Genomic DNA, 25,565 nt, shown 5'->3' with positions numbered 1-25,565 from the left:
GCCCTTGTCAGGGTGTGCCCCGGGCTGATGAGCTAGGGACGGGACGCAACGGGACCCCTGGGAATGGGAGATGTCGTGAGCAACGAAAGCCTGGCCAACCTCCTCAAGGAGGAGCGCCGCTTCGCGCCGCCTGCCGGCCTGGCCGCCAAGGCCAATGTCACGGCCGAGGCGTATGAGCAGGCGAAGGCTGACCGGCTGGGCTTCTGGGCCGAGCAAGCCCGCCGCCTGAGCTGGGCGACCGAGCCGACCGAGACCTTGGACTGGTCGAATCCGCCCTTCGCCAAATGGTTCGCCGACGGCAAGCTCAACGTGGCATACAACTGCGTCGACCGCCACGTCGAGAACGGCCTGGGCGACCGCGTGGCCCTGCACTTCGAAGGCGAGCCCGGCGACACCCGCACGATCACCTACGCCGAGCTCCAGCGCGAGGTCTCCAAGGCCGCCAACGCCCTGACCGAGCTGGGCATCCAGGCAGGCGACCGGGTCGCCATCTACCTGCCGATGATCCCCGAAGCGGTCGTCTCGATGCTGGCCTGCGCCCGTATCGGCGCACCCCACTCGCTCGTCTTCGGCGGCTTCTCGGCGGACGCCCTCGCCACCCGCATCAACGACGCCGACGCCCGCGTCGTCATCACCGCCGACGGCGGCTACCGCCGCGGCAAGCCGTCCGCGCTCAAGCCCGCCGTCGACGAGGCCCTCACCCGCCCCGGCACGGAGAAGGTGCGCAGCGTCCTCGTCGTCCGCCGCACCGGGCAAGAGGGCGTGGCCTGGACCGAGGGCCGCGACGTGTGGTGGCACGACCTGGTCGACCGCCAGTCCGACCAGCACACGCCCCAGGCCTTCGACGCCGAGCACCCGCTGTTCATCCTCTACACCTCCGGCACCACGGGTAAGCCCAAGGGCATCCTGCACACCTCCGGCGGCTACCTCACCCAGACCTCCTACACCCACCACGCCGTCTTCGACCTCAAGCCGGAGACCGACGTCTTCTGGTGCACCGCAGACGTCGGCTGGGTGACCGGCCACTCGTACATCGTCTACGGCCCCTTGAGCAACGGCGCCACCGAAGTGCTCTACGAGGGCACGCCCGACACCCCGCACCAGGGCCGCTGGTGGGAGATCGTCCAGAAGTACGGCGTCACCACCCTCTACACCGCGCCCACCGCGATCCGCGCCGCCATGAAGTGGGGCGACGACATCCCCGCCAAGTTCGACCTGTCGAGCCTGCGCATCCTGGGATCGGTCGGCGAGCCCATCAACCCCGAGGCCTGGGTCTGGTACCGCAAGCACATCGGCGCCGACACCACCCCCGTCGTCGACACCTGGTGGCAGACCGAGACCGGCGGCATCATGATCAGCCCGCTGCCGGGCGTCACCGAGACCAAGCCCGGCTCCGCCCAGGTGCCGCTGCCGGGCATCGCCGCCACCGTCGTCGACGATGATGCGCACGAGGTGCCCAACGGCTCCGGTGGCTACCTGGTCCTCACCGAACCCTGGCCGTCGATGCTGCGCACCATCTGGGGCGACGACCAGCGCTACATCGACACCTACTGGTCCCGTTTCGAGGGCCGCTACTTCGCGGGCGACGGCGCCAAGAAGGACGACGACGGCGACATCTGGCTGCTCGGCCGGGTCGACGACGTCATGCTCGTCTCCGGGCACAACATCTCCACCACCGAGGTCGAATCCGCGCTCGTCTCGCACCCGAGCATCGCCGAGGCGGCCGTCGTCGGCGCGAACGACCCGCAGACCACCCAGGCCATCTGCGCCTTCGTGATCCTGCGCGGCTCGGCGGACGCGGCGCAGACGGACGAGGCCGCCCTGGTCGAGGAGCTGCGGGCGCACGTCGCCAAGCAGCTCGGCCCGATCGCCAAGCCCAAGCGCATCCTGCCGGTGGCGGAGCTGCCCAAGACCCGCTCCGGCAAGATCATGCGACGCCTGCTGCGCGATGTCGCCGAGAACCGCACCCTCGGCGACGTGACCACGCTGACCGACTCCTCGGTCATGGACCTCATCCAGGCCAAGCTCCCCTCCGCCCCTGGCGAAGACTGACCCCGCCGGGGCCACCCGAGCCCTGGCATGTGAGGGGCACCCGGTCCACGACCGGGTGCCCCTCACTCTTTCCGGCTAAGGTGAGTACAGGTCGCGTAAAAAACGCGACAAGAATCAAAGGCGCGCCGGGAAGTCTGGTCGGCACACACCACACGTGTCCGCACGTGTAGTCAGTCGACGCCGACCCAGGAGGTCCACCACCGTGGCCGCGCCCAAGAACCGCCGTTCCGTCTTCCTCGGCAGGCTGCCCCTGCCCGAGCGGAACTACCTCGCGGACGCGCTGCGCACCGAGACCGTGGGCGGCGTCCTCCTGCTCGCGGCAGCCGTCGCCGCCCTGATCTGGGCCAACACCCCACTGCGCGACGGCTACGAGTCCGTCCGCTCCTTCCACCTCGGCCCGGGCACCCTCGGCCTCCACCTCTCCCTCCAGCACTGGGCGGCCGACGGCCTGCTCGCCGTCTTCTTCTTCGTCGCCGGCATCGAGCTCAAGCGCGAGCTGGTCGCAGGCGAGCTGCGCGACCCCAAGGCCGCGATCCTCCCCGTCGTCGCCGCGGTCTGCGGCATGGCCGTACCCGCGCTCGTCTACGTCACGACCGCGTCGAGCGGCGGCGGCTCACTGGGCGGCTGGGCCGTGCCCACCGCCACCGACATCGCCTTCGCGCTGGCCGTCCTCGCCGTCATCGGCACCGCCCTGCCGTCGGCGCTGCGCGCCTTCCTGCTCACCCTCGCCGTCGTCGACGACCTCTTCGCGATCCTGATCATCGCGATCTTCTTCACCTCGAAGCTCAACTTCGCCGCCCTGGGCTTCGCCGTGCTCGGCCTGGCCGTCTTCTGGCTGCTGCTGCGCAAGGGCGTCCGCGGCTGGTACGTCTACGTGCCGCTGGCCGTCGTCAACTGGGCGCTGATGTACAACAGCGGCGTCCACGCCACCATCGCGGGCGTCGCCATGGGCCTGATGCTGCGCTGCACCCGCCACGACGACGAGGACCACTCGCCCGGCGAGCACATCGAGCACCTGGTGCGCCCCCTGTCAGCGGGCCTGGCCGTGCCGCTGTTCGCACTCCTCTCGGCGGGCGTCACGATCTCCGGCGGAGCGCTGTCGGACGTGTTCAACAGGCCGGAAACGCTCGGCGTGGTCCTCGGTCTGGTGCTCGGCAAGGCGATCGGCGTCTTCGGCGGCACATGGACTGCGGCACGGTTCACCAAGGCCGAGCTCAACCCCGACCTCAAATGGCCGGACGTGCTGGCCGTGGCCACCCTGGCCGGGATCGGCTTCACGGTCTCCCTGCTCATCGGCGAGCTCGCCTTCGACGACAACCCGCTCCTCGCCGACGAGGTCAAGGCCGCCGTCCTGGTCGGATCGCTGATAGCGGCGGTCCTGGCCAGCACCCTGCTCAAGCTGCGCGACAACAAGTACAAGAAGCTCTGCGCGGACGAGGACCGGGACGAGGACGAGGACGGCATCCCGGACATCTACGAGCAGGACAACCCCGAGTACCACCTGCGCATGGCGGCCATTCACGAGGCGAAGGCGGCCGCCCACCGCAAGCTGGCGGAAGTGGCCTCCGCACGCACCACCGACGACGATGGTCCGGCATGATCTGAGAGTCTTTACCTACTGCGGGACCACGGCGGGACCGCTGCGGGCGGACCGGGCGAAGCCCAGGCCACGACCCGGGGACGACGAAGACGATGACGATGAGGGAGCAGCCGATGAGCGCAGCCGACGACGGTGCGAACCGCAGCCTCGGCCAGCTGGTGGCGACGGCCACCACCGAGCTGTCCGCGCTGGTGCACGACGAGATCGCGCTGGCCAAGGCCGAACTGCGGCAGGACGCCCGGCGGCTCGGCATCGGCGGTGGCGCGATCGCCGCGGCGGGCACGCTGGCCCTGTTCTCGCTGCCGGTGCTGAGCTTCGCGGCCGCGTACGGGATCCACAACCTCGGACTGGGTCTCGCCTGGTCCTTCCTCATCACCGGCGCCTCGTTCCTGCTGGTCGCGGCGGTGCTGGGGCTGATGGCCGTGGCCAAGTTCAAGAAGATCAAGAAGCCCGAGAAGAGCATCGCGTCCGCCAAGGAGACGGCGGCTGTCCTCGGCACCGTCAAGCCGCACCCGCGGTCTCTGGCGGAGCCGAGCCAGACGGACGCAACTGTGACACGCTCATCCGTATGACGGTGCCCGATACCCCCGCAGCGCCCGCGTCCCCCGGCTCCGGCATGCCCGGTCCGTCCGATCCAGCCGTCCCGTCCGCCACACCGTTCTCGGGCATTCCGGCCACCGCGGTCGTACGACCGGAAGGCCCGTGGACACACCGGGACGTGGCCGCCAACGGGGCGCGGTTCCATATCGCCGAGATGGGCGAGGGGCCGCTGGTACTGCTCCTGCACGGCTTTCCGCAGTTCTGGTGGACGTGGCGGCACCAGCTGCCCGCGCTCGCCGAGGCCGGCTTCCGGGCCGTGGCGATGGACCTGCGCGGGGTGGGCGGCAGCGACCGTACGCCCCGGGGCTACGACCCGGCGAACCTCGCGCTCGACATCACCGGAGTGATCCGTTCCCTGGGCGAGCCGGACGCCGCGCTCGTCGGGCACGACCTCGGCGGATACCTGGCCTGGACCGCGGCCGTGATGCGGCCCAAGCTGGTGCGCCGGCTCGTCGTCTCCTCCATGCCGCACCCACGCCGCTGGCGGTCGGCCATGCTCGCCGACGTCAAGCAGAGCGCGGCCGGCTCGCACATCTGGGGCTTCCAGCAGCCGTGGCTGCCCGAGCGGCGGCTGGTCGCGGACGACGCAGCGCTCGTCGGGCGCCTGATCCGCGACTGGTCCGGCCCCCGGCTGCCCGACGACGAGACGGTCGACGTCTACCGGCGGGCGATGTCGATCCCCTCCACCGCGCACTGCTCGATCGAGCCCTACCGGTGGATGGTCCGGTCGATGGCGCGCCCCGACGGCATCCAGTTCAACCGCCGGATGAAGCGGCCGGTGCGGGTGCCGACGCTGCATGTACACGGGTCCCTCGATCCGGTGATGCGCACGCGCAGCGCGGCGGGATCGGGCGAATATGTGGAGGCGCCGTACCGCTGGCGGCTCTTCGAGGGGCTGGGGCACTTCCCGCACGAGGAGGACCCCGACGCGTTCTCCGCGGAGCTGACCGGCTGGCTCAAGGACACCGAGCCGGACCGCCGGTAACCGGCGGAGCGGGCGTGCCGGGCCACAGCCGGCGCCCTCGCAAGAATGTTCGTCCACTCGAACGGCCAATTGCCCCGCGCATAGGCCAATTGCCGGACCCACAGGCGATTACCGACCTTTGGCCCCGGGCAGAGCTTTTGGTATGGGCTGGACGCACGACTACCGTGACGTGACCGACGTGACACAGGAGCACGGCACCGAGGGCGATGCCGCACTGGCTGTGCACGTATCCGAGCGAGGCGTACCGCGGCCGGAGGCCGTGCACGATCCCCGCATCGGCATTCCGCGCATCATCCGGCGCCGCGCCCGCTGGGTGTCGGCGCGGCTGCGCCACCCCCGCGGCCGCTGACCGCACCGGGCCTGGCGCCCGTACAGCCTGATCAGTCCGATCAACCCACAGCCCTGGCGGCCTGTACGGCCCGCCAGGGCCTCCAGCGTGCGCTGGGCAGGCTCACAGGGCGCACCCTTGGGTGTTGACCCTGCTGGTGGCCGTACGGCCGTCCACGGCGTCCTGGCGGACTTCGTCGGCCGTGAGTGCGTAGCCGGTGTCGGCGTCGTCCAGCGACTTGGCGAAGACCACGCCGTAGACCTCGCCGTCGGGCGTGAGCAGCGGGCCTCCGGAGTTGCCCTGCCGCACGGTGGCGTAGAGCGAGTAGACGTCGCGGCGGACGTTGCCACGGTGGTAGATGTCCGGGCCGTTGGCCTCCACCCGGCTGCGGATCCGGGCCGCGCGTACGTCGTACGAGCCGTTCTCGGGGAATCCGGCCACGATGGCGCTCTTGCCGCTGTCCGCTCCCCCGGCGAAGCTCAGCACCGGCGCGTCCAGGGACGGCACGTCCAGGACGGCGATGTCGCGCTTCCAGTCGTAGAGCACGACGCGGGCGTCGTGGAGCCGGCCCTGGCCGCCGATCTGCACGGTCGGCTCGTCGACACCGCCGACGACGTGTGCGTTGGTCATGACCCGGTGCGGCGCGAAGACGAAGCCGGTGCCCTCGAGGACCTTGCCGCAGCTGGGGGCGTTGCCGACCACCTTGACGATGCTGCGCTGGGCGGAGTGGGCGACCGGGCTGCCCGCAAGGCGCGGGTCGGGGGCGGGCACCGAGGTGATCGGCTCGGTGGAAAAGGGCGCGAAGACCTGTGGGAAGCCGTTCTGCGCGAGGACGGTGCTGAAATCGGCGAACCAGGTGTTGGCCTGCGGCGGGACCACCCGTGCGACCCCCAGCAGCACCTTGGAGCCGCGCACCTCCTTGCCGAGCGTGGGCAGGGACGTGCCGGCGAGGGCGGAGCCGATCAGCCAGGCGACCAGCAGCATCGCGACGACGTTGACCAGGGCGCCGCCCGTGGCGTCCAGGGCGCGCGCCGGTGACCAGGTGATGTGGCGCCGCAGCTTGTTGCCCAGGTGGGTGGTGGCGGCCTGGCCGACGGAGGCGCAGACGATGACGATGGCGACGCCCAGGATGGCGGCCAGGGTGCCGGGACGGGACCCGCCGGTGGTGCTGTCCCAGATCGCGGGGAGCGCATAGACCGCGGCGAGACCGCCGCCGAGGAATCCGATCACCGAGAGCACGCCGACGACGAAACCCTGGCGGTAGCCGACGAGCGCGAACCACACGGCGGCGATCAGCAGCACGATGTCCAGCACGTTCACCGAAAGATGCCTCGCATTGCAGTTGTCGGCGGTGTCGTCGTCGGCTTCTGATCGGCGTCGCGGCCGGACCGGCGGCGCACGGCGCGTCCGGCACGGCCGGTCGCGCCGACGAGGTCCGCGTGATCAGTCAGCTCGGAGGCCACCGTCTCATGCCCGTCAGGCACGCCAGTCCAGCGGGACCAGCCGCTCCCGGTCCCACGGCCGCTCCCAGCCCGCGTAGTGCACGATCCGGTCGATGACTCCGGCGGTGAAACCCCACACCAGGGCCTCGCCCACGCGGAAGGCCGGGCCCTCGTGGCCGCTCGGGTGGACGGCCATCGCCCGGTTCTCCGGGTCGGTCAGCTCGGCCACCGGGACGGTGAAGACCCTGGCCGTCTCCCCGCGGTCCACGGCGGCGACCGGGCTGGTCTCGCGCCACCAGCCGAGCACCGGCGTCACCACGAAGCGGCTCACCGGGATGTAGAGCCGGGGCAGCACACCGAAGACCTGGACCCCGGAGGGGTCGACTCCGGTCTCCTCCTCGGCCTCGCGCAGTGCGGCCCGCACCGGACCGTCACCTTCCGGATCGCCGTCCTCGGGGTCGAGCGCGCCGCCGGGGAAGGAAGGCTGGCCGGCGTGCGAGCGCAGCGTCCCCGCGCGCTCCAGGAGCAGCAGCTCCGGCCCCCGCTCGCCCTCTCCGAAGAGGATGAGCACGGCCGACTGCCGCCCGCCCTCCTTGGGCGGCAGAAAGCGGCTGAGCTGGTGCGGCTCGATGGTGCGCGCGGCACGCTCGACCGGTGCCAGCCACTCGGGCAGCCCCTCCGCGGTGATCTCGGCGCTGCGTCCGGCTTCGCGGCCGTATGTGCTCGTCATGGGTTTCCCCCGGTTCCCTTCGGCATGCTGACGGCCGTCCCCCCGCGCGGACGCGGTCATTCGGCTCCCAGTGGGCGGGCGGGCAGGCCCGGATAGTCCGGCGGCGGCTTGAGCCGCTGGCCCGGCTGCCCGCCCATCTCGTACTTGAGCAGCTTCTTCGCCTTCTCCGGATCCGTCTCCCCCTCGCCGTACGAAGGGCACAGCGGGGCGATCGGACAGGCGCCGCAGGCGGGCTTGCGGGAGTGACAGACACGGCGGCCGTGGAAGATCACGCGGTGCGAGAGCATCGTCCACTCGCTCTTGGGGAAGAGGGAGCCCACCTCCGCCTCGACCCGGTCCGCGTCCTGCTGCTCGGTCCACTTCCAGCGCCGGACGAGCCGCCCGAAGTGCGTGTCGACCGTGATCCCCGGAACGCCGAAGGCATTGCCCAGGACGACGTTGGCCGTCTTGCGGCCGACGCCCGGCAGCGAGACGAGATCCTCTATGCGCCCCGGCACCTCGCCGCCGAAGCGGTCGCGCAGAGCGGCGGAGAGGCCCAGCAGCGACTTCGCCTTGGCACGGAAGAAACCCGTAGGCCGGATCAGCTGCTCCAGCGTCTCCGGATCGGCTGCCGCCATGTCCTCCGGAGTGGGGTAGGCGGCGAAGAGCGCGGGCGTGGTCTGGTTGACCCGCAGGTCGGTGGTCTGCGCGGAGAGGACGGTGGCACACAGGAGCTGGAAGGGGTTCTCGAAGTCCAGCTCGGGGTGTGCGTACGAATAGACCTCGGCGAGCTCGCGGTTGATGCGCCGGGCGCGGCGGACGAGCGCGGTGCGCGATTCCGTCTTCGGCGGCGTGGCGGCGGACCCCGCCGACGGTGCGGCCGCCGCCTTCGCGGCGGCCTTGGGAGCGGCCGAGCGTCTGTCCGGACTTGCGGCTTTTGTCTTCTTCGCGGCGGGGCGTTCGCCCACAGCGGAATCACGACCCGAAGTCACTCTCCCGGCCCCCTTGCCCTGCGCTCTCACCGGCCTGTTGGACACCCGGCCAGACTAGAGCCCAGCACTGACATCCGCCCCGGCCGCAGGAAAACCACAGCCCAATCGGACCCCTGCCGTAGGGGTTCCGGCGACGATGCGCCACACTTGTGTTTGATCACACAGTTTTACCGACGGGCATCATGGGGACCACGGTCCCCTGTGCATGTCGACAAGGAGAGAACTCGTGGACGACGTTCTGCGGCGCGCCCCGCTTTTCGCGGCGCTCGATGACGAGCAGGCCGCTGAGCTGCGCGCCTCCATGGGCGAGGTCACCCTCGCAAGGGGCGACGCCCTGTTCCACGAAGGCGACCCGGGCGACCGCCTCTACGTGGTGACCGAGGGCAAGGTGAAGCTCCACCGCACCTCCCCCGACGGCCGCGAGAACATGCTGGCGGTCCTCGGCCCCGGCGAGCTCATCGGCGAGCTGTCCCTCTTCGACCCCGGACCGCGCACCGCCACCGCCACCGCGCTCACCGAGGTCAAGCTGCTCGGCCTCGGCCACGGCGACCTCCAGCCCTGGCTCAATGCCCGCCCCGAGGTGGCCACCGCGCTGCTGCGCGCCGTCGCCCGACGGCTGCGCCGCACCAACGACTCGATGTCGGACCTCGTCTTCTCCGACGTCCCCGGCCGCGTCGCCAAGGCTCTGCTCGACCTGTCGCGCCGCTTCGGCGTCCAGTCCGAAGAGGGCATCCACGTCGTGCACGACCTCACTCAGGAGGAGCTCGCCCAGCTCGTCGGCGCCTCCCGGGAGACCGTCAACAAGGCGCTCGCCGACTTCGCCGGCCGCGGCTGGCTCCGCCTGGAGGCCCGCGCCGTGATCCTGCTCGACGTCGAGCGCCTCGCCAAGCGGTCGCGCTGACCCGGTCAGTACCCCGGACGAACGGAAGGGCCCCGTCACTCGACGGGGCCCTTCCGCTTGCCCGGCCCGCCTGACGCGCGGATCGGACCACCCACCGCTCGGACCAGGCCGCCGCTCAGATCAGCCCGTGCTCACCCAGATAGTCCAGCTGCGCCCGCACCGACAGCTCCGCGGCAGGCCACAGCGAAGGGTCGACGTCCGCATAGACGTGAGCCACGACCTCGGCCGCGGTGCGATGCCCGTTCTCCACCGCCGTCTCGACCTGGGCCAGCCGCTTGGCTCGGTGGGCGAGGTAGTACTCGACGGCGCCCCGCGCGTCCTCCAGCACCGGCCCGTGCCCCGGCAGCACCGTGTCCACGCCGTCGTCGACCGCCAGCGACCGCAGCCGCCGCAGCGAGTCCAGATAGTCGCCGAGCCGCCCGTCCGGATGGGCCACCATGGTCGTACCGCGCCCCAGCACCGTGTCGCCCGTCAGCACCGCCCGGTCAGCCGGGAGATGGAAGCACAGCGAATCCGCAGTGTGCCCGGGCGTCGAGAGCACGTGCAGCTCCAGGCCGCCCGTCGTGATGACGTCGCCCACGCCCAGGCCTTCGCCGCCCAGGCGCTGCGCCGGGTCCAGGGCTCGTACGGCCGTACCCGTCAGCTCGGCGAAGCGGGCCGCGCCGCCGGAGTGGTCCGCGTGGCCGTGGGTGAGCAGGGTCAGGGCGATCTGCTTACCCGCCTCCTCGACGGTGGCGATGACCGCCCGCAGATGGGCCTCGTCCAGCGGCCCCGGGTCGACGACAACCGCCAGAGCGGAGTCCGGCTCGGCGAGGATCCAGGTGTTGGTGCCGTCCAGCGTCATGGCCGACGGGTTGGGGGCGAGCACACAGGTGGCCCTGGCGGTCGCGGCGCCGCCGGGGACACCGGGGCGCGGCTGTCCGGGCAGGTCGGTGTACGTCATGCGTCGGCTCCCGCAGGTCCTGAAAAACGTCCGTGATGGGTTTGCGAGCCGGACTCCGGCAAACTGTCAGAGCCTGACCCCGCATCGGGATGCGCGTCCGTACGCGCCTCCACGTGCTTGGTGAATTCCTCATACCCCGGCCAGCTCAGCACCACTTCGCCGCCCTCCAGGCGCGCCTGTGCGAGGACGGGCGTCAGGTCCCGTTCCGGCGCGGCCGCCAGCACCTCGGCGACGGTGGCGTACGGGCGCAGCGAACGCAGCGTGGAGATGGTGGGGGGCATCATCAGCAACTCGCCCCGGTCGTAGCCCTCGGCGGCCTCTGCGGGCGCCGCCCAGACCGTGCGGTCGGCCTCTGTGGAGGCGTTGCGGGTGCGCTGCCCCTCGGGGAGCGCCGCCACGAAGAACCAGGTGTCGTAGCGGCGGGGCTCGAACTCCGGGGTGATCCAGCGTGCCCACGCCCCCAGGAGGTCGCTGCGCAGGACCAGTCCGCGGCGGTCGAGGAAGTCGGCGAAGGACAGCTCGCGGCTGACGAGTGCGGCCCTGTCGGCCTCCCACTCCTCGCCCGTGGTGTCCGCGACGACCGTGTCCGGCGTCGCGCCCGCCAGCAGGACGCCCGCTTCCTCGAAAGTCTCGCGGACGGCGGCGCAGACGATGGCCTGCGCGGTGGCGGCGTCCGTGCCCAGCCTGTCCGCCCACTCGCCCCGCGAGGGGCCCGCCCACGGCACGTCGCGCTCGTCGCGCGGGTCGACGGAGCCGCCCGGATACGCGTACGCGCCTCCGGCGAAGGCCATGGAGACGCGTCTGCGCAGCATGTGAACGGTGGGCCCGGCGGCCCCGGCACGCAGCAGGAGCACGGTCGCGGCCCGGCGGGGCGCCACGGGCTGCAGCTCACCGCGCGCGAACGCTCTGATCCGGTCCGGCCACTCCGCCGGGTACCACTGGCCGTTCGAAGTCGACATGGCCGGATGCTATGCGCTCACGCGCGGATGTTCGAGAGGACCCGAGGAGAAACGATCAGCGGGGCACAGGGGCCCACGGCCCTCTTGCGCGCCCCGCCTGCTCGTACGGTCAGTCCCGGACTTCCACCAGGATCTCGACCTCGACCGGGGCGTCCAGCGGCAGCACGGCCACACCGACGGCCGAGCGCGCGTGCACGCCCTTGTCGCCCAGCACCTCGCCGAGCAGCTCGCTCGCACCATTGAGGACGGCGGGCTGCGCGGTGAAGTCCGGGGCGGAGGCGACGAAGCCCACGACCTTGACCACCCGGACGATCTTGTCCAGGTCGCCGATGACGGACTTCACGGCGGCCAGGGCGTTGAGCGCGCAGACGCCTGCCAGCTCCTTGGCCTGCTCGGCGCTGACTTCCGCACCGACCTTGCCGGTCGCCGGAACGGCGCCCTTGACCATCGGCAGCTGGCCGGCGGTGTACACATACGCACCCGACCGCACGGCCGGCTGGTAGGCGGCCAGCGGCGGCACGACCTCCGGAAGCGTCAGCCCGAGCTCGGCGAGCCGGTCCTCGACGCCGCTCACGCCTTCTCCCGCTTGAGGTAGGCCACGAGCTGCTCGGGGTTGTTGGGACCCGGCACGACCTGGACGAGCTCCCAGCCGTCCTCGCCCCACGTGTCCAGAATCTGCTTGGTCGCGTGTACCAGAAGCGGCACGGTCGCGTACTCGTACTTGGTCATGGGACCGACTGTAATCCCTCACACCGACAGCCTCGTGCGTAGCCCGCGCGGCGACTGGTTAGGCTCCAAATCATGAGCAGGCTCCATGTCGTCAGCGGCAAGGGCGGAACCGGCAAGACCACGGTCGCCGCGGCCCTCGCGCTTGCCCTCGCCGCCGAGGGCAAACGCGCTCTGCTGGTCGAGGTCGAAGGCAGGCAGGGCATCGCGCAGCTCTTCGAGACGGAGGCGCTGCCCTATGAGGAACGCAAGATCGCGGTCGCACCGGGCGGTGGAGAGGTCTTCGCCCTCGCCATCGACGCCGAGCGCGCCCTGCTGGACTACCTGCACATGTTCTACAAGCTCGGCAGCGCCGGGCGGGCGCTGAAGAAGCTGGGCGCGATCGACTTCGCGACGACCATCGCGCCGGGGCTGCGGGACGTCCTGCTGACCGGCAAGGCGTGCGAGGCGGTGCGCAGGAAGGACCGTACCGGCCGCTTCGTCTACGACTACGTCGTCATGGACGCCCCGCCCACCGGCCGGATCACCCGCTTCCTCAACGTCAACGACGAGGTGGCCGGGCTGGCCCGGATCGGGCCGATCCACAATCAGGCGCAGGCAGTGATGCGGGTGCTGAAGTCCCCCGAGACGGCAGTGCACTTCGTCACGCTCCTGGAGGAGATGCCGGTCCAGGAGACGGCGGACGGCGTCGCGGAACTGCGCGCGGCGGGGCTGCCGGTGGGCGGTGTCGTCATCAACATGGTGCGGCCCCAGGTGCTCGACGAGGCGGCCGTGGAGGCCGCCGCAAACGGACGGCGCGCGGAGGTGGCACGCGCCTTGGCGCACGCCTTGGAGCGCACGGGCTCCGGCGGCAGGGCACCCAAGGGGCGTACGGGTCTCATCTCACCTCCTGCCGGGCCCGCGGACGCCGTTTCGGCGGACCCGTTCGTCGAACCGTTGCTGCAGCAAGCGCGCGAGCACACCGAGCGGCTCGCGCTGGAGCACCGCGGGCGCGGCGAGATCGCGCGGCTCGCCCTGCCCACCTACGAACTTCAACTGCTCGGCGACGGCGTGGACCTGGCGGGGCTCTACCGCATGGCCCGCGAACTGCGGAAGCAAGGAGTGGCTCGTTGAGCGTCGACTCGGCGGCAGCACCGCTCGACCTGGACCCCGTTCTGGACAACCCGCAGACCCGCATCGTGGTGTGCTGCGGCTCCGGCGGCGTCGGCAAGACCACCACCGCCGCGGCCCTGGGCGTACGGGCCGCAGAGCGCGGCCGGAAGGTCGTCGTCCTGACCATCGACCCGGCCCGCCGCCTCGCACAGTCCATGGGCATCGAGGAGCTGGACAACGTGCCGCGCCGGGTCCCCGGCATCGACGGCTCCGCCGGCGGCGAACTGCACGCCATGATGCTCGACATGAAGCGGACCTTCGACGAGATCGTCGAAGCGCACGCCGACAAGGAGCGCTCCCGGGCGATCCTGGAGAACCCCTTCTATCAGTCCCTGTCGGCCGGTTTCGCCGGCACGCAGGAGTACATGGCCATGGAGAAGCTCGGCCAACTGCGCGCCCGCGACGAGTGGGACCTGATCGTCGTCGACACCCCGCCCAGCCGCTCGGCACTGGACTTCCTGGACGCTCCGGGGCGCCTGGGGTCCTTCCTGGACGGCAAGTTCATCAAGGTGCTCATGGCCCCCGCGAAGATCGGCGGCCGGGCCGGGATGAAGTTCCTGGGCGTCGGCATGTCGGTGATGAGCGGCCCCCTGAACAAACTGATGGGGACCCAGCTCCTGCGCGACGTACAGACGTTCGTCGCCGCGATGGACACCATGTTCGGCGGCTTCCGTACCCGCGCCGACGCCACCTACCGACTGCTGCAGGCGCCCGGTACGGCCTTCCTGGTGGTCGCCGCACCGGAGCGGGACGCACTGCGGGAGGCGGCCTACTTCGTGGAGCGGCTGGCCGCGGAGCGGATGCCGCTGGCCGGGCTCGTACTGAACCGGGTGCACGGCAGCGGGGCGGCACGGCTCTCGGCGGAGCGGGCACTGGCCGCGGCAGAACTGCTCGCAGACGGAACATCGGAATACACAGAAAATCTTGCCGGTTCCGGCATTGTGGATCGTGGCAGCGGGCAGGCTGGCTCACGTACCGCTGACGACCCTGGCACCCTCACACCCACTGGCACGTCCTCTCCCGAGAGCGGCTTCCCCCAGCCCGCGTCTTCAGGAGTCACAGACCCACCCTCAGGAACCACCGAACCAGAAACGCATGCCTCTGCGGCTTCTCCCACTGTGGATTCCCCGGAATCCGCCACTGCGGGCACCCCGGAATCCGCCGCCCTTCCGGGCGACCAACTCGCCGCCGGGCTGCTGCGACTGCACGCCGAACGCATGCAGGTGCTCTCCCGAGAGCGGCGCACACGCGACCGCTTCACCGCCCTGCACCCCGATGTGCCGGTGGCGGAAGTCTCCGCACTGCCGGGCGATGTGCACGACCTGGCAGGACTACGGGCCATCGGCGAGTGCCTCGCCGACCAGACCGCTCAAGCACGGCAGGACATCCGGCAGCAGCCGGACAGCAGCTCGCTCCAGCCGACGACCGCCGACCGCTAACCCACCGCGGCGTACTCGTCGTACTCCGGGTCGCCCAGCGGCAGGATGCCGGCACCACGCTCGTACTCGGTACGAGCCGTCTCCAGGAGCCTGCGCCACGAGGTGACCGTGGGCCGACGGCGCAACAGCGCCCGACGCTCGCGCTCGGTCATTCCGCCCCACACCCCGAACTCGACGCGGTTGTCCAGCGCATCGGCCAGGCACTCGGTACGCACCGGGCAGCCGGTGCACACTGCTTTCGCCCTGTTCTGCGCTGCGCCCTGAACGAATAGTTCATCCGGATCGGTCGTGCGGCAGGCTGCCTGCGCGCTCCAGTCGGTTACCCAGCTCATGCTGGCGCCGTCCTCTCCCGAATCGAGGCTCCCCCACGGCGGCAGCGGCATATTCACCGTTGCCAGTTGAGGACGTTACGGAAGGCAGGCAGGGGGCAACACCCCCTTCGGGCCCAATCTTGAATGGCCCGAACGGACTATGCGTACGCGGCAGATCACCCAACGGAGTGAGCTGGCGACATCAGCGACTATTCCCTCCATAGAGGGACACTCCACCCGAGCGATGACGGGCAGTTACCGACACAGATGGCAATACGGACACCTCTCATCACTCACAAGAGTGAGGGGAGAGGTGGTGCGGGAGAACACCGTAGTGACTGGCGTGAAACAGCGTAGGCGAACACACGGGCGTCTGTCCGCCGAATGAGAACGTAGGCTTCCCCCCATGGCTATGAAGCGCTCGGGCGGGGGCCCCACCGTGACCCAACAGGCCGCGAAGTTCCTCGGCGTCAGCGTCCTCTCCGGAGTGGTGCTGGCCGGTCTGGCCCTGCCGGGCATCGGAGCGTTCGGCCTGGTGGCCAAGGGGTCGGTCGAAGGGTTCGACGAGATCCCGGCCAACCTCAAGACACCTCCCCTCAGCCAGCGCACCACCATCCTGGACGCCGACGGCGGCGAGATCGCCAAGGTCTACTCCCGGGACCGCACGGTGGTGCCCCTGAACGAAATCTCGCCGTACATGCGCAAGGCCCTCGTCGACATCGAGGACTCGCGCTACTACCAGCACGGGGCGATCGACCTCAAGGGCGTGCTCCGCGCGCTCAACAAGAACGCCCAGTCCGGCGGCGTCTCGGAAGGCGCCTCCACCCTCACCCAGCAGTACGTCAAGAACGTCTTCATCGAAGAGGCCGGCGACGACCCCGAAAAGGTCGCCGTAGCCACCCAGCAGACCCTCGGCCGCAAGGTCAAGGAGCTCAAGTACGCGATCCAGGTCGAGAAGGAGCTCGGCAAGGACCGCATCCTCAACAACTATCTGAACATCACTTTCTTCGGACGGCAGGCCTACGGCGTCGAAGCGGCCTCCCAGCGCTACTTCACCAAGCACGCCAAGGACCTCACCCTCGGCGAGTCCGCGCTGCTGGCCGGCATCGTCCAGTCACCCAGCCGCTACGACCCGGTCAACGACCCCAAGGAAGCCACCCGCAGGCGCAACACCGTCCTGCAGCGGATGGCCGAGCTGAAGGACATCACGCCGGCCCAGGCCGCCGCCGAGCAGGCCAAACCGCTGGAGCTCAAGGTCAGCAGGCCCAAGAGCGGCTGCATCACCGCCGTCGACGGCGCGGGCTTCTTCTGCGACTACGTCCGCGAGACCTTCCTCAACGACCCGGTCTTCGGCAAGACGAAGGAAGCCAGGGCCAAGCGCTGGAACCAGGGCGGCATGACCATCCGCACCACTCTGGACCCGCAGACCCAGAAGTCCGTCCAGAAGTCCATCACCGACCACGTCTACCAGAGCGACTCGGTGGCCACCGCCGTCTCCATCGTCCAGCCCGGCACCGGCAAGGTCCTCGGCATGGGCCAGTCCCGCCCGTACGGCTTCGGCGACCACCAGACGCAGATCAACCTCTCCGCCGACAAGTCCATGGGCGGCTCGAACTACGGCTTCCAGGTCGGCTCGACCTTCAAACCGATCGTCGCCGCCGCCGCGCTGGAGCAGGGCACCTCGCCCAACCAGACGTACTCCTCGCCGTATGCGATGCCCTACCCCGACGAGGTGGACACCTGCACCGGCACCTGGAAGAACAGCGAAGGCGCGACGGTCAACAACGAGAACCGCAGCGAGGTCGGCCCCTACGGCATGAAGGAAGCGATCGCGAAGTCGGTCAACACCTACTTCATCCAGCTCGTCGGGGACATGGGCCTGTGCCCGGTCACCAAGATGGCGGGCAAGATGGGCATCAAGCCCGCCGAAGGCGGCAAGCTCTCCCAGTACCCGGCCATGGCCCTCGGCGGCACTGACGGCATGTCCCCGCTCACCATGGCCTCCGCCTACGCGACCTTCGCCAACCGCGGCACGTACTGCACCCCCGTGCTCATCGAGTCGGCCACCGGACCCGACGGCAAGAAGCTGCGCGTCCCGCAGACGAAGTGCTCGCGGGCGATGTCCGAGCAGACCGCCGACACCGTCAACACCCTGCTGCAGGGCGTGGTCGAGGACGGCACCGGCAAGGAGGCCGGGCTCAGCGGCCGGGACAGCGCGGGCAAGACGGGCACCACCGACGAGCGCCGGGCCGCCTGGTTCGTCGGCTACACCCCCAACCTCGCGGGCGCCGTCTGGGTCGGCGGCCCCGGCGACAAGGTCGAGATGGAGAACATCTCCATCGGCGGCGTCTACCACGACAAGGTCTACGGCGCCGACACCCCGGGCCCCATCTGGCGTGACGCCATGACCGGAGCACTGGACGGCAGGCCTGCCGCGAGCTTCGACACCGTGGGGATCGGCGGGTCGGACCGCGCCACCGACACCGACAAGGGCGGCAAGACCCGCCCCGGCGACACGGGCCAGGGCGGCAACAAGCACGGCGGCAAGCCCGGAGCCAACAAGCCGGGCGGCAACAAGCCCGGCAAGCACAACCCACTGCCCGACTTCTCCGTCCCCGAGCTCCCCACGGGCATCCTCGGCGGAAACAGCGGGAACAGCGGCACCGGCGAGAGCGCCGGACAGGGCGGCCAGAAAGAACAGCAGTAGAAAAGTGCAGCAGTAGTACGGAGACATGAAAGCGGCGCCCGGACCATCACGGTCCGGGCGCCTCTTTCATACGCAAGCATTCGTGCGCACGCTTTCATGCACAAGCTTTCGTGCACACGGCAGGGCTGCGGCGGTCAGCCCGCCAGCAGCTGCTTGACCGCAGCGGCGACACGGCCGCCCTCGGCGCGGCCCGCCACCTTCGGGTTCACGATCTTCATGACGGCGCCCATGGCCTTCGGGCCCTCCGCACCGCCGGCCTTCGCCTCGGTTACCGCCTCCGCCACGATCGCCTGCAGCTCCTCGTCGCTCAGCTGCTTCGGCAGGTAATCGGCGAGGAGCTCACCCTCGGCCCGCTCGCGCTCGGCAGACTCCGGCCGGCCGCCCTTCTCGAACGCGTCGGCGGCCTCGCGGCGCTTCTTCGCCTCGCGAGTGATCACCTTGAGCACCTCGTCGTCGGAGAGCTCACGGGCCACCTTGCCGGCCGTCTCCTCGTAACCGATCGCGGAGAGGGTGAGACGGAGCGTGGAGGAGCGCAGTTCGTCGCGCGCCTTGATGGCGGCCGTGAGGTCGTCCTGAAGCCTGGACTTGAGCGTGGTCATGCCGCAATCTTCGCATCCTGCCCCGGCGCGCGCTCAGCATTAACGGCGCAGCCACGGCCCGGGCGCCCGCACACCCACCCGGGCGCACCCCGGAAACGGACAACTCCCTTGCCGCCCCCGGCCCATGAATCACCACCTCCGGCAGTCTGCGACGATGGACCGTATGCGTGCGCGATACGGAGTACCCCTGGGAATCACGGCGGTCGGCGCGGCGGGCATCGCCTACGCCGCCGGCTTCGAAGTCCGTTCCTTCCGGCTGCGCCGGGTCACCGTGCCCGTGCTGCCGCCCGGCATGCGGCCACTGCGGGTCCTCCAGGTCTCCGACATCCACATGGTCGGCGGCCAGCGCAAGAAGCAGCGCTGGCTCCAGTCCCTCGCGGGCCTGCGCCCCGACTTCGTCATCAACACCGGCGACAACCTCTCCGACCCCGAAGGCGTGCCGGAGACCCTCGACGCGCTCGGCCCGCTGATGCGCTTCCCCGGTGCGTACGTCTTCGGCTCCAACGACTACTACGGGCCCAAGCTGCGCAACCCCGCCCGCTACCTGATGGAGAAGGCCAGCGGGCGACACGGGCTGAACGGCAACGCCCCCGTCGTCGGCGCCATCCACAACCCGTGGGAAGACCTGCGCGACGGCTTCGACGCCGCGGGCTGGGTCAACCTCACCAACACCCGCGGCTCGCTCAAGATCGACGGCCGGGAGATCGCCCTCACCGGCCTCGACGACCCGCACATCAAGCGCGACCGGTACGCGAAGGTGGCGGGCGGACCCGACGAGGGCGCCGACTTCTCGCTCGCCGTCGCCCACGCCCCCTACCTGCGGGTCCTCGACGCCTTCACGGCCGACCGCTACCCGCTGATCCTCGCCGGGCACACCCATGGCGGCCAGCTCTGCATCCCCTTCTACGGCGCGCTGGTCACCAACTGCGACATCGACACCCGCCGGGTCAAGGGCCTCTCCACCCACCGGGCCGGAGGTCACCGCTCCTACCTCCACGTCTCCGCAGGCTGCGGCACGAACCGCTATACGCCGGTCCGCTTCGCCTGCCCGCCCGAGGCCACCCTGCTCACCCTCGTCGCCCGCGACTGAGCCCGTGGAGGTGGGGCCCGGTCCGGACCCCACCTCCACGAGAACCGGATTTCGCCTCCGAGCGCCAGTCCGCTAAAGTAGAGCTCGTTGCACCGGGGTGTAGCGCAGCTTGGCAGCGCGCTTCGTTCGGGACGAAGAGGTCGTGGGTTCAAATCCCGCCACCCCGACTGGTGAAACACCAGGTCAGGGGCCTGATCCACTCAGTGGATCAGGCCCCTGACCCGTTCCCGGAGATCGCTTGGGAATCTGGGAGAAGATCTTGGTCGGCTTCTCCCAAGCGGCTGGCCTCCGTTGAGTCACAACGCGCACCATGGGCCTCGCCGGGACCTATGCGTCCGCGAATCCGAGTGGGGCAGCGAGCAGATCTGCCCCCACTCCTCAGTTCGCGCCATGGCAGTTGCCTGGCCTCATCACGGGGGCGATCGGCGGCAACGAGCGTGATGCGCCCCCTAGCAGCGCCAGCGGCTGCTCGACGTGGATGATCCTCCGGGCAGCCCTGCATGTGGCTATATAGGCGCGGTTTGCGCCACTGAAGCCTGACCTCGCAGGTCAGCGCGTTGCAGGGCTGCTTCGATACAGTGGTCAGACCGTTCCGCTCGGAGCCGCCCCCGCGACGGTGCGCCACGACAACGTCGGTCGCTTCTGAACCCCGCGGGTCGCCACCCCCGATTCTCCGCCCTCTGCGTCGAGGGGTGAGGCCGGCTCGATGGAGCGGCCTGTGGCCGACGTGACCTCCCATAGGAATAAGAGGTCGCGCAGATAGGCGGCGGGCGGCTCGGCTGCTAGCCCCGAGGCGGCAGCGGGGCGCACAGTTCGCCGATGGCGAGCGGCGACGGCTCCGTACCGAGGATGGCCAGCACGAAGGCGGTGGTGAGCGCACGGACAGCATCGGCCTGCTTCACCAGGTAGTGGCTGCCGCGAGGTACCTCGTAGCGGGCCAGGTCGGGGACGACCGCCAAGGCCCGCCGGGCGTAGTCGAGCGACTTGGCAGCGCTCGCTTCGCTGCGGTCCCGGTCACCGTGGATGATCAGCACCCGGCGGTCTACCAGGTGCTCCACCAGGTCGCCGTACGGCAGCCAGGGAGCGATGCCGATTAGACGGCGCCGTCACCAAGGCTCCCGGCGGCGGTGAGGCGGCCGGACGCTCACCGGTCGACCGGGGCAAGCGGGGCAAGCGGGGCAAGCGGGGCATGAAACGCTCTGGCATGTCCGACGGCTATGGCATCCCGCTCGGGCGGATCCTGGCTGGCGCGAATCGCCACGACTCTCCCCTCCTGGCCCCAACGCTTGATCTACTGGATGGGATTGGGCCACTGCTCGATGCGATCAACGTCCACCTGGATGCCGGATACGACTCGGCTGCCTCCCGTGCGGTGCTCCGCGAGCGGGGGCTGCACGGCCGAATCGCCAGCAAAGGGAACCGGGCGCCGGTCCAGGCCACCCGGCGGTGGCACATCGAGCGCACTCACGCCTGGCAGAACGCCTTCCAGCGGCTCGCGCGCTGCTACGAACGACGCACCAGCGCACCGACAGCCGGGTCTCCTGTCTGTCGACGGCGGACACGTACTCCACCACCCTGAACGGAGTGGAGTATGGGGGCAGCGGCTACAAGCTGGCGGTGATCAAGACCAGCGCCACCACGGCCTACGTCGCAGAGTCCCGCAAGGCCGCCAACAACGACTCCAACGCCTGCGCAACCGGCGTACTGATCTACAAGATCGACACCTCCGTCACCACCGGCACCGGACCGATCCGCGTGGTGAGCAACCCCAACGCCGCCGCCCCCACCGGGAACTGCACCACGCTGGACATGCAGACCTGGAAACCCGGCCAGACGTTCCAGGACGACACCGCCCGCATCCGGATCCACGTGAACAGCTCCGACGCGCACAACGACACCGTCTGGACGTACAAGTGGTGACCACATAGCCCCGGGAAGTTTCCGGTCAACGCGCGGTGTGGCCGGCGCGGCATGTGCCGACCACTCCGCTCGCCGGCATGTGACACAGGACACATCTCTGTCGCGCTGTGACTGTCGATGCCTCTCTTCCTCTGTCCTTGTCTCCGCCGCTGCCACTGCCGTTCAAAGACGTGTTTCCGGCAGAGGCCATCCGTTTGGGGGCTACCGCTTGCCGAGGGGCAGCTGCGCGGCTGGTGGCGCGGTATGACGTGAGCCGCACGCACCCCGCTGTTTCCGGCCTACGTCCTCTGGGAGCCGTATGTCTGTCGCGCGCCACCTTCGTCGTCCCGGCTGCTCCGCCGGTCGTGTCACCGCTCTCTCCCGCGTCATGCGTCACACAACGCGCCACGCCACCGTGGTCACGGCTGCCCTGCTGGCCGTATGGACCGGCGGGCCGGCGCTCGCGGGATCACCCGCGCCCTCCGATGAACCTGTGCGCTACGTGGCCATGGGGGACTCGGCCGCCTCCGCCGCCGGAGTCCCGGACCAGACGAGCCTGAAGTGCCTGCGCTCGAACAACAACTACCCCCACCTGCTCGCTCGCCACATCCACCCCGCTGCCTTCACCGACGTCACCTGTAGCGGCGCCACGGCCGCGCAGCTGTCCGACCAGCTGGCCGCTCTTACCCCGGACACCACTCTCGTCACTCTCACCATCGGCGCCAACGACGCCAGAGTCGTCGACGTCCTGGAGTACTGCTCCGCCCTCGGCCTGGCCCACCCGCAGGGCGCCCCCTGCCGCGACCACTATCGGCGCGACGGCCACGACGAAGTCCTGCAGCGCATCGTCGACGTGGGGCCCGCGGTCGCCACCGCGGTGGACGAGGTGCACCGTCGCGCCCCGCAAGCGCACGTCCTCGTGACCGGATATGTGAGGTTCGCACCGACCGGCGTCCCCGCGGCCGACGGCCCCCGCGACCCCGCGTGCCGGCTGCGGGAAACATTCGCCGACGGCGACCTCGCCTACCTCGGCCTCGTCGAGCGACGGCTCGACGCCGTCCTTGGCCGGGCCGCCCGCACGCACGGCGCCGACTTCGTCGACAACCACCCGGCCAGCAACGGTCATGACATCTGCGCCCCCGATGGGGTGCGGTGGAGCGAGGGCTTGGTCCCGACTCGGCCGACAGCGCCGTTCCACCCCAATGCCCTGGGCGAGCAGGCCATGGCCCGCGAGGTCTACGCCCGTCTGCACCACTGAGCCCGCGCGGCGAAGCGGGTCCCCAGGCCACTGAACCCACTCATTGGAGTGAGCGAGTTATCCACAATCGTCGAGTCGTCCACAGCCTGGAGCACTCGCCGCCGAGTTGTCAGCCATTCGGCGCAGAATGGTGGGCATGACTGAGAGCAACGGGCCCCTCGGGTCTCCGCACGGCGACGCCTCCGTGCCGTCCGCGCCGGCAGCGCCGTCCGCGGTGTCAACGCCGTCCGCGGTGTCCATGCCGGACTGGGAGAAGCGCTTCCGGGCGCCGCGGGTGGGCCTGCCGAGGTGGGCGGAGGACGCGCCGCACCGGTCGCTGTTCACATCGAACGCGACGGGGACCTTCGAGCTGTACGCCTGGGACCGGACGACGGGCGAGCACCGCCAGGCCACCGACCGCCCCAACGGCACCACGGGCGGTGTGCTGTCCCCGGACGGCGAGTGGATCTGGTGGTTCGCGGACACCGACGGCAACGAATTCGGTGTGTGGATGCGCCAGCCCTTCCACGGTGGGGCGGACGAGCCCGCCGCCCCCGGCCTCGAGCCCTCCTACCCGGACGGACTGGCCCTGGGCCGGGACGGCACGGCGGTCGTCGGCCGCTCCACGGACAAGGGGGGCTCGACGATCCACGTCATACGCCCCGGCGCCGCGCCCGTGGAGGTCTACCGGCACGAGCAGTCGGCGGGTGTGGGTGACCTGTCTCGTGACGGGGCGCTGATCGCGATCGAGCACACCGAGCACGGCGACGCCATGCACTCGGCCGTCCGCGTCGTCCGCATCGACGGCTCGGTCGTCGGCGAGCTGGACGACACCCGGGGCGGCAGCGAGGAGCTCGGCCTGTCGGTGATGGGCTTCGCCCCTGTCGAGGGGGACTCCCGGCTGCTCGTCGGCCACCAGCGGCACGGCCGCTGGGAGCCGATGCTGTGGGACGCGCTGACCGGTGAGGAGACCCCACTGGCCATCGACCTCCCCGGCGATCTGGACGCGGCCTGGTTCCCCGACGGCAGCGCGCTGCTGATCGACCACAGCCACCACGCCCGCAGCGAGCTGTGGCGGTACGACCTGGGCAGCAGCGAGCTCTCCCGGCTGGATACTCCGCACGGCACGGTCTCGGGGGCGCTGCCGCGGCCGGACGGGACCGTGGAGTTCCTCTGGTCGTCGGCCGCCAAGCCGCCGGTCGTGCGCTCCACGGCGGGGCATGTCGTGCTGAGCCCGCCTGCGACGCCCCACGGGATCGCGCAGGCTCCCGACTCGGTGCCGGTCGAGGACATATGGGTGGAGGGCCCGGGCGGCACGGTGCACGCGCTGCTGCAGAAGCCCGCGGGCGAAGGCCCCTTCCCCACCGTCTTCGACATCCACGGAGGCCCCACCTGGCACGACAGCGACGCCTTCGCGGCCGGCCCGGCGGCCTGGGTCGACCACGGCTTCGCGGTCATACGCGTCAACTACCGCGGCTCCACCGGCTACGGCCGGGCCTGGACGGACGCGCTCAAGCACCGCGTCGGGCTGATCGAGCTCGAGGACATAGCCGCGGTCCGGGACTGGGCGGTGGCATCGGGCGTCTCCGACGCGCGGCGGCTGGTGCTGGCCGGCGGCTCATGGGGCGGATACCTGACCCTGCTCGGGCTCGGCACCCAGCCGGATGCGTGGGCGCTGGGCCTGGCCGCGGTGCCCGTCGCGGATTATGTGACGGCCTACCACGACGAAATGGAGGCACTGAAGGCCCTGGACCGCACGCTGCTGGGCGGCACCCCGGAGGAGGTGCCCGAGCGCTTCGCCGCGTCGTCACCGCTGACCTACGTCGACCAGGTGCGGGCACCCGTCTACATCTCCGCCGGGGTCAACGACCCCCGCTGCCCCATACGCCAGGTGGAGAACTATGTGGAGCGCCTGGCGGAGCGCGGTCATCCGCACGAGGTGTACCGCTACGACGCGGGGCACGGCTCGCTGGTGATGGAGGAGCGGATCAAGCAGCTCCGGCTGGAGATCGCTTTTGCCGAGCGCCATCTGGGCCGAGCGGCTGCTCGGGCGTGATGCCGAGAGCGATGTCCCGGGCGGTCTCGGCCTCGCGGCGGAAGAGCCGGAACCACATGAAGACGACGAAGCCGGCAAAGACAAACCACTCGCCGGTGTAGCCGAGGTTCTGGAAGGCCTTGAGGTCCAGGCCGCTGTTGGGAGCGGCGGCCGGGGGCACCGCCGTCAGGCCGCCCGTGGACTTGGTGACGGTGATCCACGCGTCGTACACCCCGTACGGCACGAGGTTGACCAGCGTGGCCGCGCTGATCACACCGAGCTGGCCCTGGGGAAGCCCACCGGACGCCCGCACCCCCTTGGAGGTGGAGCTCTCCGACGCCTGGAGCGCACCGGTGACGGTCACCTGACCGGACGGCGGGGCCGGGACCTTGGCGGTGTCCGCCGTGGAACCGGCGTCGCCCGGCAGCCAGCCGCGGACGACGGGCAGCGCCTTGCCTCCGTCCGTGCGCAGCAGGGTCAGCACGTAGAAGCCCGTGCGGTCGTCCAGGTCGCGGTCAGGCACGAGGAGTTGGTGCCCGGTGTCGTAGCGTCCGGTCGCGGTGGCCTGACGGCCGGAGGTCTCGGTGCTCACCGGCAGCAGGTCGCGCAGCGGCTGCGCAGTCGCGGCGCGGGCCTCGTCGGCCTGGGTCTGCTGGTCGCGGTGCGAGTCGACGCGCGATTCGAAGCGGCCGAGCTGCCAGCTGCCCATGAACAGGCAGAAGGGGATCGCCAGCACGACGAAGACGTTGATCCACCACCAGCGGGGAGTCAGCAGGAACCGATACACACCACCACGGTACGGGCACCACGCAGGGCAATGGCACCGGGCCCCTGCGCGTGGCGGTGGGCAGTGGGCGGG

24 protein-coding genes, 1 tRNA gene and 1 pseudogene are annotated in these 25,565 nt (G+C 70.5%); 15 read left to right on the top strand and 11 right to left on the bottom strand.

Annotated features, from left to right (window positions below):
- Window positions 1-75 precede the first annotated feature (75 nt).
- The 5 genes from acs to FHS39_RS16475 all read left to right on the top strand — a co-directional run bounded on the left by acs (window position 76) and on the right by FHS39_RS16475 (window position 5,586).
- The gene (gene acs, locus FHS39_RS16495; RefSeq protein ID WP_184350082.1) at window positions 76-2,052 is read left to right on the top strand and encodes an acetate--CoA ligase; all 1,977 of its coding nucleotides are present in this window, start codon (window positions 76-78) and stop codon (window positions 2,050-2,052) included.
- A gap of 202 nt (window positions 2,053-2,254) precedes the next feature.
- A complete protein-coding gene (gene nhaA, locus FHS39_RS16490; RefSeq protein ID WP_184350081.1) occupies window positions 2,255-3,652 on the top strand; it encodes a Na+/H+ antiporter NhaA in 1,398 nt (465 codons plus the stop codon).
- Window positions 3,653-3,765: 113 nt separating this feature from the next.
- Window positions 3,766-4,224 (top strand): phage holin family protein, encoded by a 459-nt coding sequence (locus FHS39_RS16485; protein WP_045932466.1) that lies wholly within the window; start codon window positions 3,766-3,768, stop codon window positions 4,222-4,224.
- Window positions 4,221-5,237 (top strand): alpha/beta fold hydrolase, encoded by a 1,017-nt coding sequence (locus FHS39_RS16480; RefSeq protein ID WP_184350080.1) that lies wholly within the window; start codon window positions 4,221-4,223, stop codon window positions 5,235-5,237. The genes FHS39_RS16485 and FHS39_RS16480 overlap by 4 nt, the downstream gene beginning before the upstream one ends.
- Before the next feature lie 142 nt (window positions 5,238-5,379).
- Entirely contained in the window at window positions 5,380-5,586 is a 207-nt protein-coding gene (locus FHS39_RS16475) for a hypothetical protein (RefSeq protein ID WP_045932465.1), read from the top strand.
- A 102-nt stretch (window positions 5,587-5,688) separates the two neighbouring features.
- Here FHS39_RS16475 and FHS39_RS16470 read toward each other — a convergent pair whose 3' ends face one another.
- From FHS39_RS16470 to nth, 3 genes are all read right to left on the bottom strand, one after another.
- Window positions 5,689-6,885 carry a MarP family serine protease gene (locus FHS39_RS16470; RefSeq protein ID WP_184350079.1) on the bottom strand — a complete coding sequence of 399 codons (1,197 nt, stop codon included), beginning with the start codon at window positions 6,883-6,885 and terminating at the stop codon, window positions 5,689-5,691.
- 156 nt (window positions 6,886-7,041) lie between these two features.
- Window positions 7,042-7,737: an NUDIX hydrolase gene (locus FHS39_RS16465; RefSeq protein ID WP_045932463.1), complete on the bottom strand. Its 696-nt coding sequence runs from the start codon at window positions 7,735-7,737 to the stop codon at window positions 7,042-7,044.
- Between the two features lie 56 nt (window positions 7,738-7,793).
- Window positions 7,794-8,684, bottom strand: a complete 891-nt coding sequence (gene nth, locus FHS39_RS16460) for an endonuclease III (RefSeq protein WP_343069608.1) — start codon at window positions 8,682-8,684, stop codon at window positions 7,794-7,796.
- Window positions 8,685-8,934: 250 nt separating this feature from the next.
- On the opposite strand from nth, the gene FHS39_RS16455 reads away from it, so the two are divergent.
- The gene (locus FHS39_RS16455; protein WP_004939715.1) at window positions 8,935-9,609 is read left to right on the top strand and encodes a Crp/Fnr family transcriptional regulator; all 675 of its coding nucleotides are present in this window, start codon (window positions 8,935-8,937) and stop codon (window positions 9,607-9,609) included.
- 115 nt (window positions 9,610-9,724) lie between these two features.
- On the opposite strand, the gene FHS39_RS16450 is transcribed toward FHS39_RS16455, so the two are convergent.
- From FHS39_RS16450 to sp36, 4 genes are all read right to left on the bottom strand, one after another.
- Window positions 9,725-10,552, bottom strand: a complete 828-nt coding sequence (locus tag FHS39_RS16450; RefSeq protein WP_184350077.1) for an MBL fold metallo-hydrolase — start codon at window positions 10,550-10,552, stop codon at window positions 9,725-9,727.
- Window positions 10,549-11,511, bottom strand: a complete 963-nt coding sequence (locus tag FHS39_RS16445) for an NUDIX hydrolase (protein WP_246470275.1) — start codon at window positions 11,509-11,511, stop codon at window positions 10,549-10,551. The genes FHS39_RS16450 and FHS39_RS16445 overlap by 4 nt, the downstream gene beginning before the upstream one ends.
- 109 nt (window positions 11,512-11,620) lie before the next feature.
- Window positions 11,621-12,085: an Atu1372/SO_1960 family protein gene (locus FHS39_RS16440; RefSeq protein ID WP_184350076.1), complete on the bottom strand. Its 465-nt coding sequence runs from the start codon at window positions 12,083-12,085 to the stop codon at window positions 11,621-11,623.
- Window positions 12,082-12,240 carry a Sp36 family protein gene (gene sp36 / locus FHS39_RS16435; protein ID WP_107072624.1) on the bottom strand — a complete coding sequence of 53 codons (159 nt, stop codon included), beginning with the start codon at window positions 12,238-12,240 and terminating at the stop codon, window positions 12,082-12,084. Before sp36 ends, FHS39_RS16440 begins: the two co-directional genes overlap by 4 nt.
- Before the next feature lie 72 nt (window positions 12,241-12,312).
- Here sp36 and bagA point away from each other — a divergent pair, with 72 nt between their 5' ends.
- On the top strand, window positions 12,313-13,350 hold the full coding sequence (gene bagA / locus FHS39_RS16430; protein WP_045932459.1) for an ATPase BagA: 1,038 nt from the start codon (window positions 12,313-12,315) through the stop codon (window positions 13,348-13,350).
- Complete coding sequence (gene bagB / locus FHS39_RS16425; protein ID WP_184350075.1) at window positions 13,347-14,828, top strand: ATPase BagB; 1,482 nt, start codon at window positions 13,347-13,349, stop codon at window positions 14,826-14,828. Before bagA ends, bagB begins: the two co-directional genes overlap by 4 nt.
- On the opposite strand, the gene FHS39_RS16420 is transcribed toward bagB, so the two are convergent.
- Window positions 14,825-15,160, bottom strand: coding sequence for a WhiB family transcriptional regulator (locus FHS39_RS16420; protein ID WP_184350074.1), 336 nt, complete (start codon window positions 15,158-15,160; stop codon window positions 14,825-14,827). The two genes, bagB and FHS39_RS16420, sit on opposite strands and share 4 nt — an antisense overlap.
- 385 nt (window positions 15,161-15,545) lie before the next feature.
- On the opposite strand from FHS39_RS16420, the gene FHS39_RS16415 reads away from it, so the two are divergent.
- Window positions 15,546-17,846, top strand: a complete 2,301-nt coding sequence (locus tag FHS39_RS16415) for a transglycosylase domain-containing protein (protein ID WP_184350073.1) — start codon at window positions 15,546-15,548, stop codon at window positions 17,844-17,846.
- A 134-nt stretch (window positions 17,847-17,980) separates the two neighbouring features.
- Here FHS39_RS16415 and FHS39_RS16410 read toward each other — a convergent pair whose 3' ends face one another.
- Complete coding sequence (locus FHS39_RS16410) at window positions 17,981-18,445, bottom strand: GatB/YqeY domain-containing protein (protein ID WP_184350072.1); 465 nt, start codon at window positions 18,443-18,445, stop codon at window positions 17,981-17,983.
- A gap of 163 nt (window positions 18,446-18,608) precedes the next feature.
- On the opposite strand from FHS39_RS16410, the gene FHS39_RS16405 reads away from it, so the two are divergent.
- Window positions 18,609-19,535: a metallophosphoesterase gene (locus tag FHS39_RS16405; protein ID WP_184350071.1), complete on the top strand. Its 927-nt coding sequence runs from the start codon at window positions 18,609-18,611 to the stop codon at window positions 19,533-19,535.
- A 93-nt stretch (window positions 19,536-19,628) separates the two neighbouring features.
- Window positions 19,629-19,702 (top strand) — tRNA-Pro (locus FHS39_RS16400).
- Between the two features lie 615 nt (window positions 19,703-20,317).
- Here FHS39_RS16400 and FHS39_RS16395 read toward each other — a convergent pair.
- The gene (locus FHS39_RS16395; RefSeq protein ID WP_184350070.1) at window positions 20,318-20,593 is read right to left on the bottom strand and encodes a hypothetical protein; all 276 of its coding nucleotides are present in this window, start codon (window positions 20,591-20,593) and stop codon (window positions 20,318-20,320) included.
- A gap of 38 nt (window positions 20,594-20,631) precedes the next feature.
- Here FHS39_RS16395 and FHS39_RS16390 point away from each other — a divergent pair.
- From FHS39_RS16390 to FHS39_RS16375, 4 genes and pseudogenes are all read left to right on the top strand, one after another.
- Window positions 20,632-21,114: pseudogene (locus tag FHS39_RS16390) on the top strand (transposase); the annotation flags it as partial.
- A gap of 5 nt (window positions 21,115-21,119) precedes the next feature.
- Window positions 21,120-21,455 carry a hypothetical protein gene (locus FHS39_RS16385; protein ID WP_184350069.1) on the top strand — a complete coding sequence of 112 codons (336 nt, stop codon included), beginning with the start codon at window positions 21,120-21,122 and terminating at the stop codon, window positions 21,453-21,455.
- Window positions 21,456-21,822: 367 nt separating this feature from the next.
- Window positions 21,823-22,692 carry an SGNH/GDSL hydrolase family protein gene (locus FHS39_RS16380; protein WP_184350068.1) on the top strand — a complete coding sequence of 290 codons (870 nt, stop codon included), beginning with the start codon at window positions 21,823-21,825 and terminating at the stop codon, window positions 22,690-22,692.
- Window positions 22,693-22,930: 238 nt separating this feature from the next.
- On the top strand, window positions 22,931-24,727 hold the full coding sequence (locus FHS39_RS16375) for a S9 family peptidase (RefSeq protein ID WP_184350227.1): 1,797 nt from the start codon (window positions 22,931-22,933) through the stop codon (window positions 24,725-24,727).
- On the opposite strand, the gene FHS39_RS16370 is transcribed toward FHS39_RS16375, so the two are convergent.
- Window positions 24,660-25,493 (bottom strand): SURF1 family cytochrome oxidase biogenesis protein, encoded by an 834-nt coding sequence (locus tag FHS39_RS16370; protein ID WP_184350067.1) that lies wholly within the window; start codon window positions 25,491-25,493, stop codon window positions 24,660-24,662. The genes FHS39_RS16375 and FHS39_RS16370 overlap by 68 nt on opposite strands.
- Window positions 25,494-25,565 lie beyond the last annotated feature (72 nt).

Origin of the sequence: Streptomyces olivoverticillatus (assembly GCF_014203555.1) — a bacterium.
Lineage (GTDB): Bacteria > Actinomycetota > Actinomycetes > Streptomycetales > Streptomycetaceae > Streptomyces > Streptomyces olivoverticillatus.
Note: the sequence above shows the minus strand (reverse complement) of the source record. Positions and strands in the feature narration are given on the sequence as shown.

Coding starts and splice junctions, on each gene's coding strand:
- FHS39_RS16485 (WP_045932466.1), top strand. CDS start 3,766: ATGAGCGCAGCCGACGACGGTGCGAACCGCAGCCTCGGCCAGCTGGTG.
- FHS39_RS16480 (WP_184350080.1), top strand. CDS start 4,221: ATGACGGTGCCCGATACCCCCGCAGCGCCCGCGTCCCCCGGCTCCGGC.
- FHS39_RS16475 (WP_045932465.1), top strand. CDS start 5,380: ATGGGCTGGACGCACGACTACCGTGACGTGACCGACGTGACACAGGAG.
- FHS39_RS16465 (WP_045932463.1), bottom strand. CDS start 7,737: ATGACGAGCACATACGGCCGCGAAGCCGGACGCAGCGCCGAGATCACC.
- FHS39_RS16450 (WP_184350077.1), bottom strand. CDS start 10,552: ATGACGTACACCGACCTGCCCGGACAGCCGCGCCCCGGTGTCCCCGGC.
- FHS39_RS16445 (WP_246470275.1), bottom strand. CDS start 11,511: ATGTCGACTTCGAACGGCCAGTGGTACCCGGCGGAGTGGCCGGACCGG.
- sp36 (WP_107072624.1), bottom strand. CDS start 12,240: ATGACCAAGTACGAGTACGCGACCGTGCCGCTTCTGGTACACGCGACC.
- bagA (WP_045932459.1), top strand. CDS start 12,313: ATGAGCAGGCTCCATGTCGTCAGCGGCAAGGGCGGAACCGGCAAGACC.
- FHS39_RS16420 (WP_184350074.1), bottom strand. CDS start 15,160: ATGAGCTGGGTAACCGACTGGAGCGCGCAGGCAGCCTGCCGCACGACC.
- FHS39_RS16415 (WP_184350073.1), top strand. CDS start 15,546: ATGGCTATGAAGCGCTCGGGCGGGGGCCCCACCGTGACCCAACAGGCC.
- FHS39_RS16410 (WP_184350072.1), bottom strand. CDS start 18,445: ATGACCACGCTCAAGTCCAGGCTTCAGGACGACCTCACGGCCGCCATC.
- FHS39_RS16405 (WP_184350071.1), top strand. CDS start 18,609: ATGCGTGCGCGATACGGAGTACCCCTGGGAATCACGGCGGTCGGCGCG.
- FHS39_RS16380 (WP_184350068.1), top strand. CDS start 21,823: ATGCGTCACACAACGCGCCACGCCACCGTGGTCACGGCTGCCCTGCTG.
- FHS39_RS16375 (WP_184350227.1), top strand. CDS start 22,931: ATGCCGGACTGGGAGAAGCGCTTCCGGGCGCCGCGGGTGGGCCTGCCG.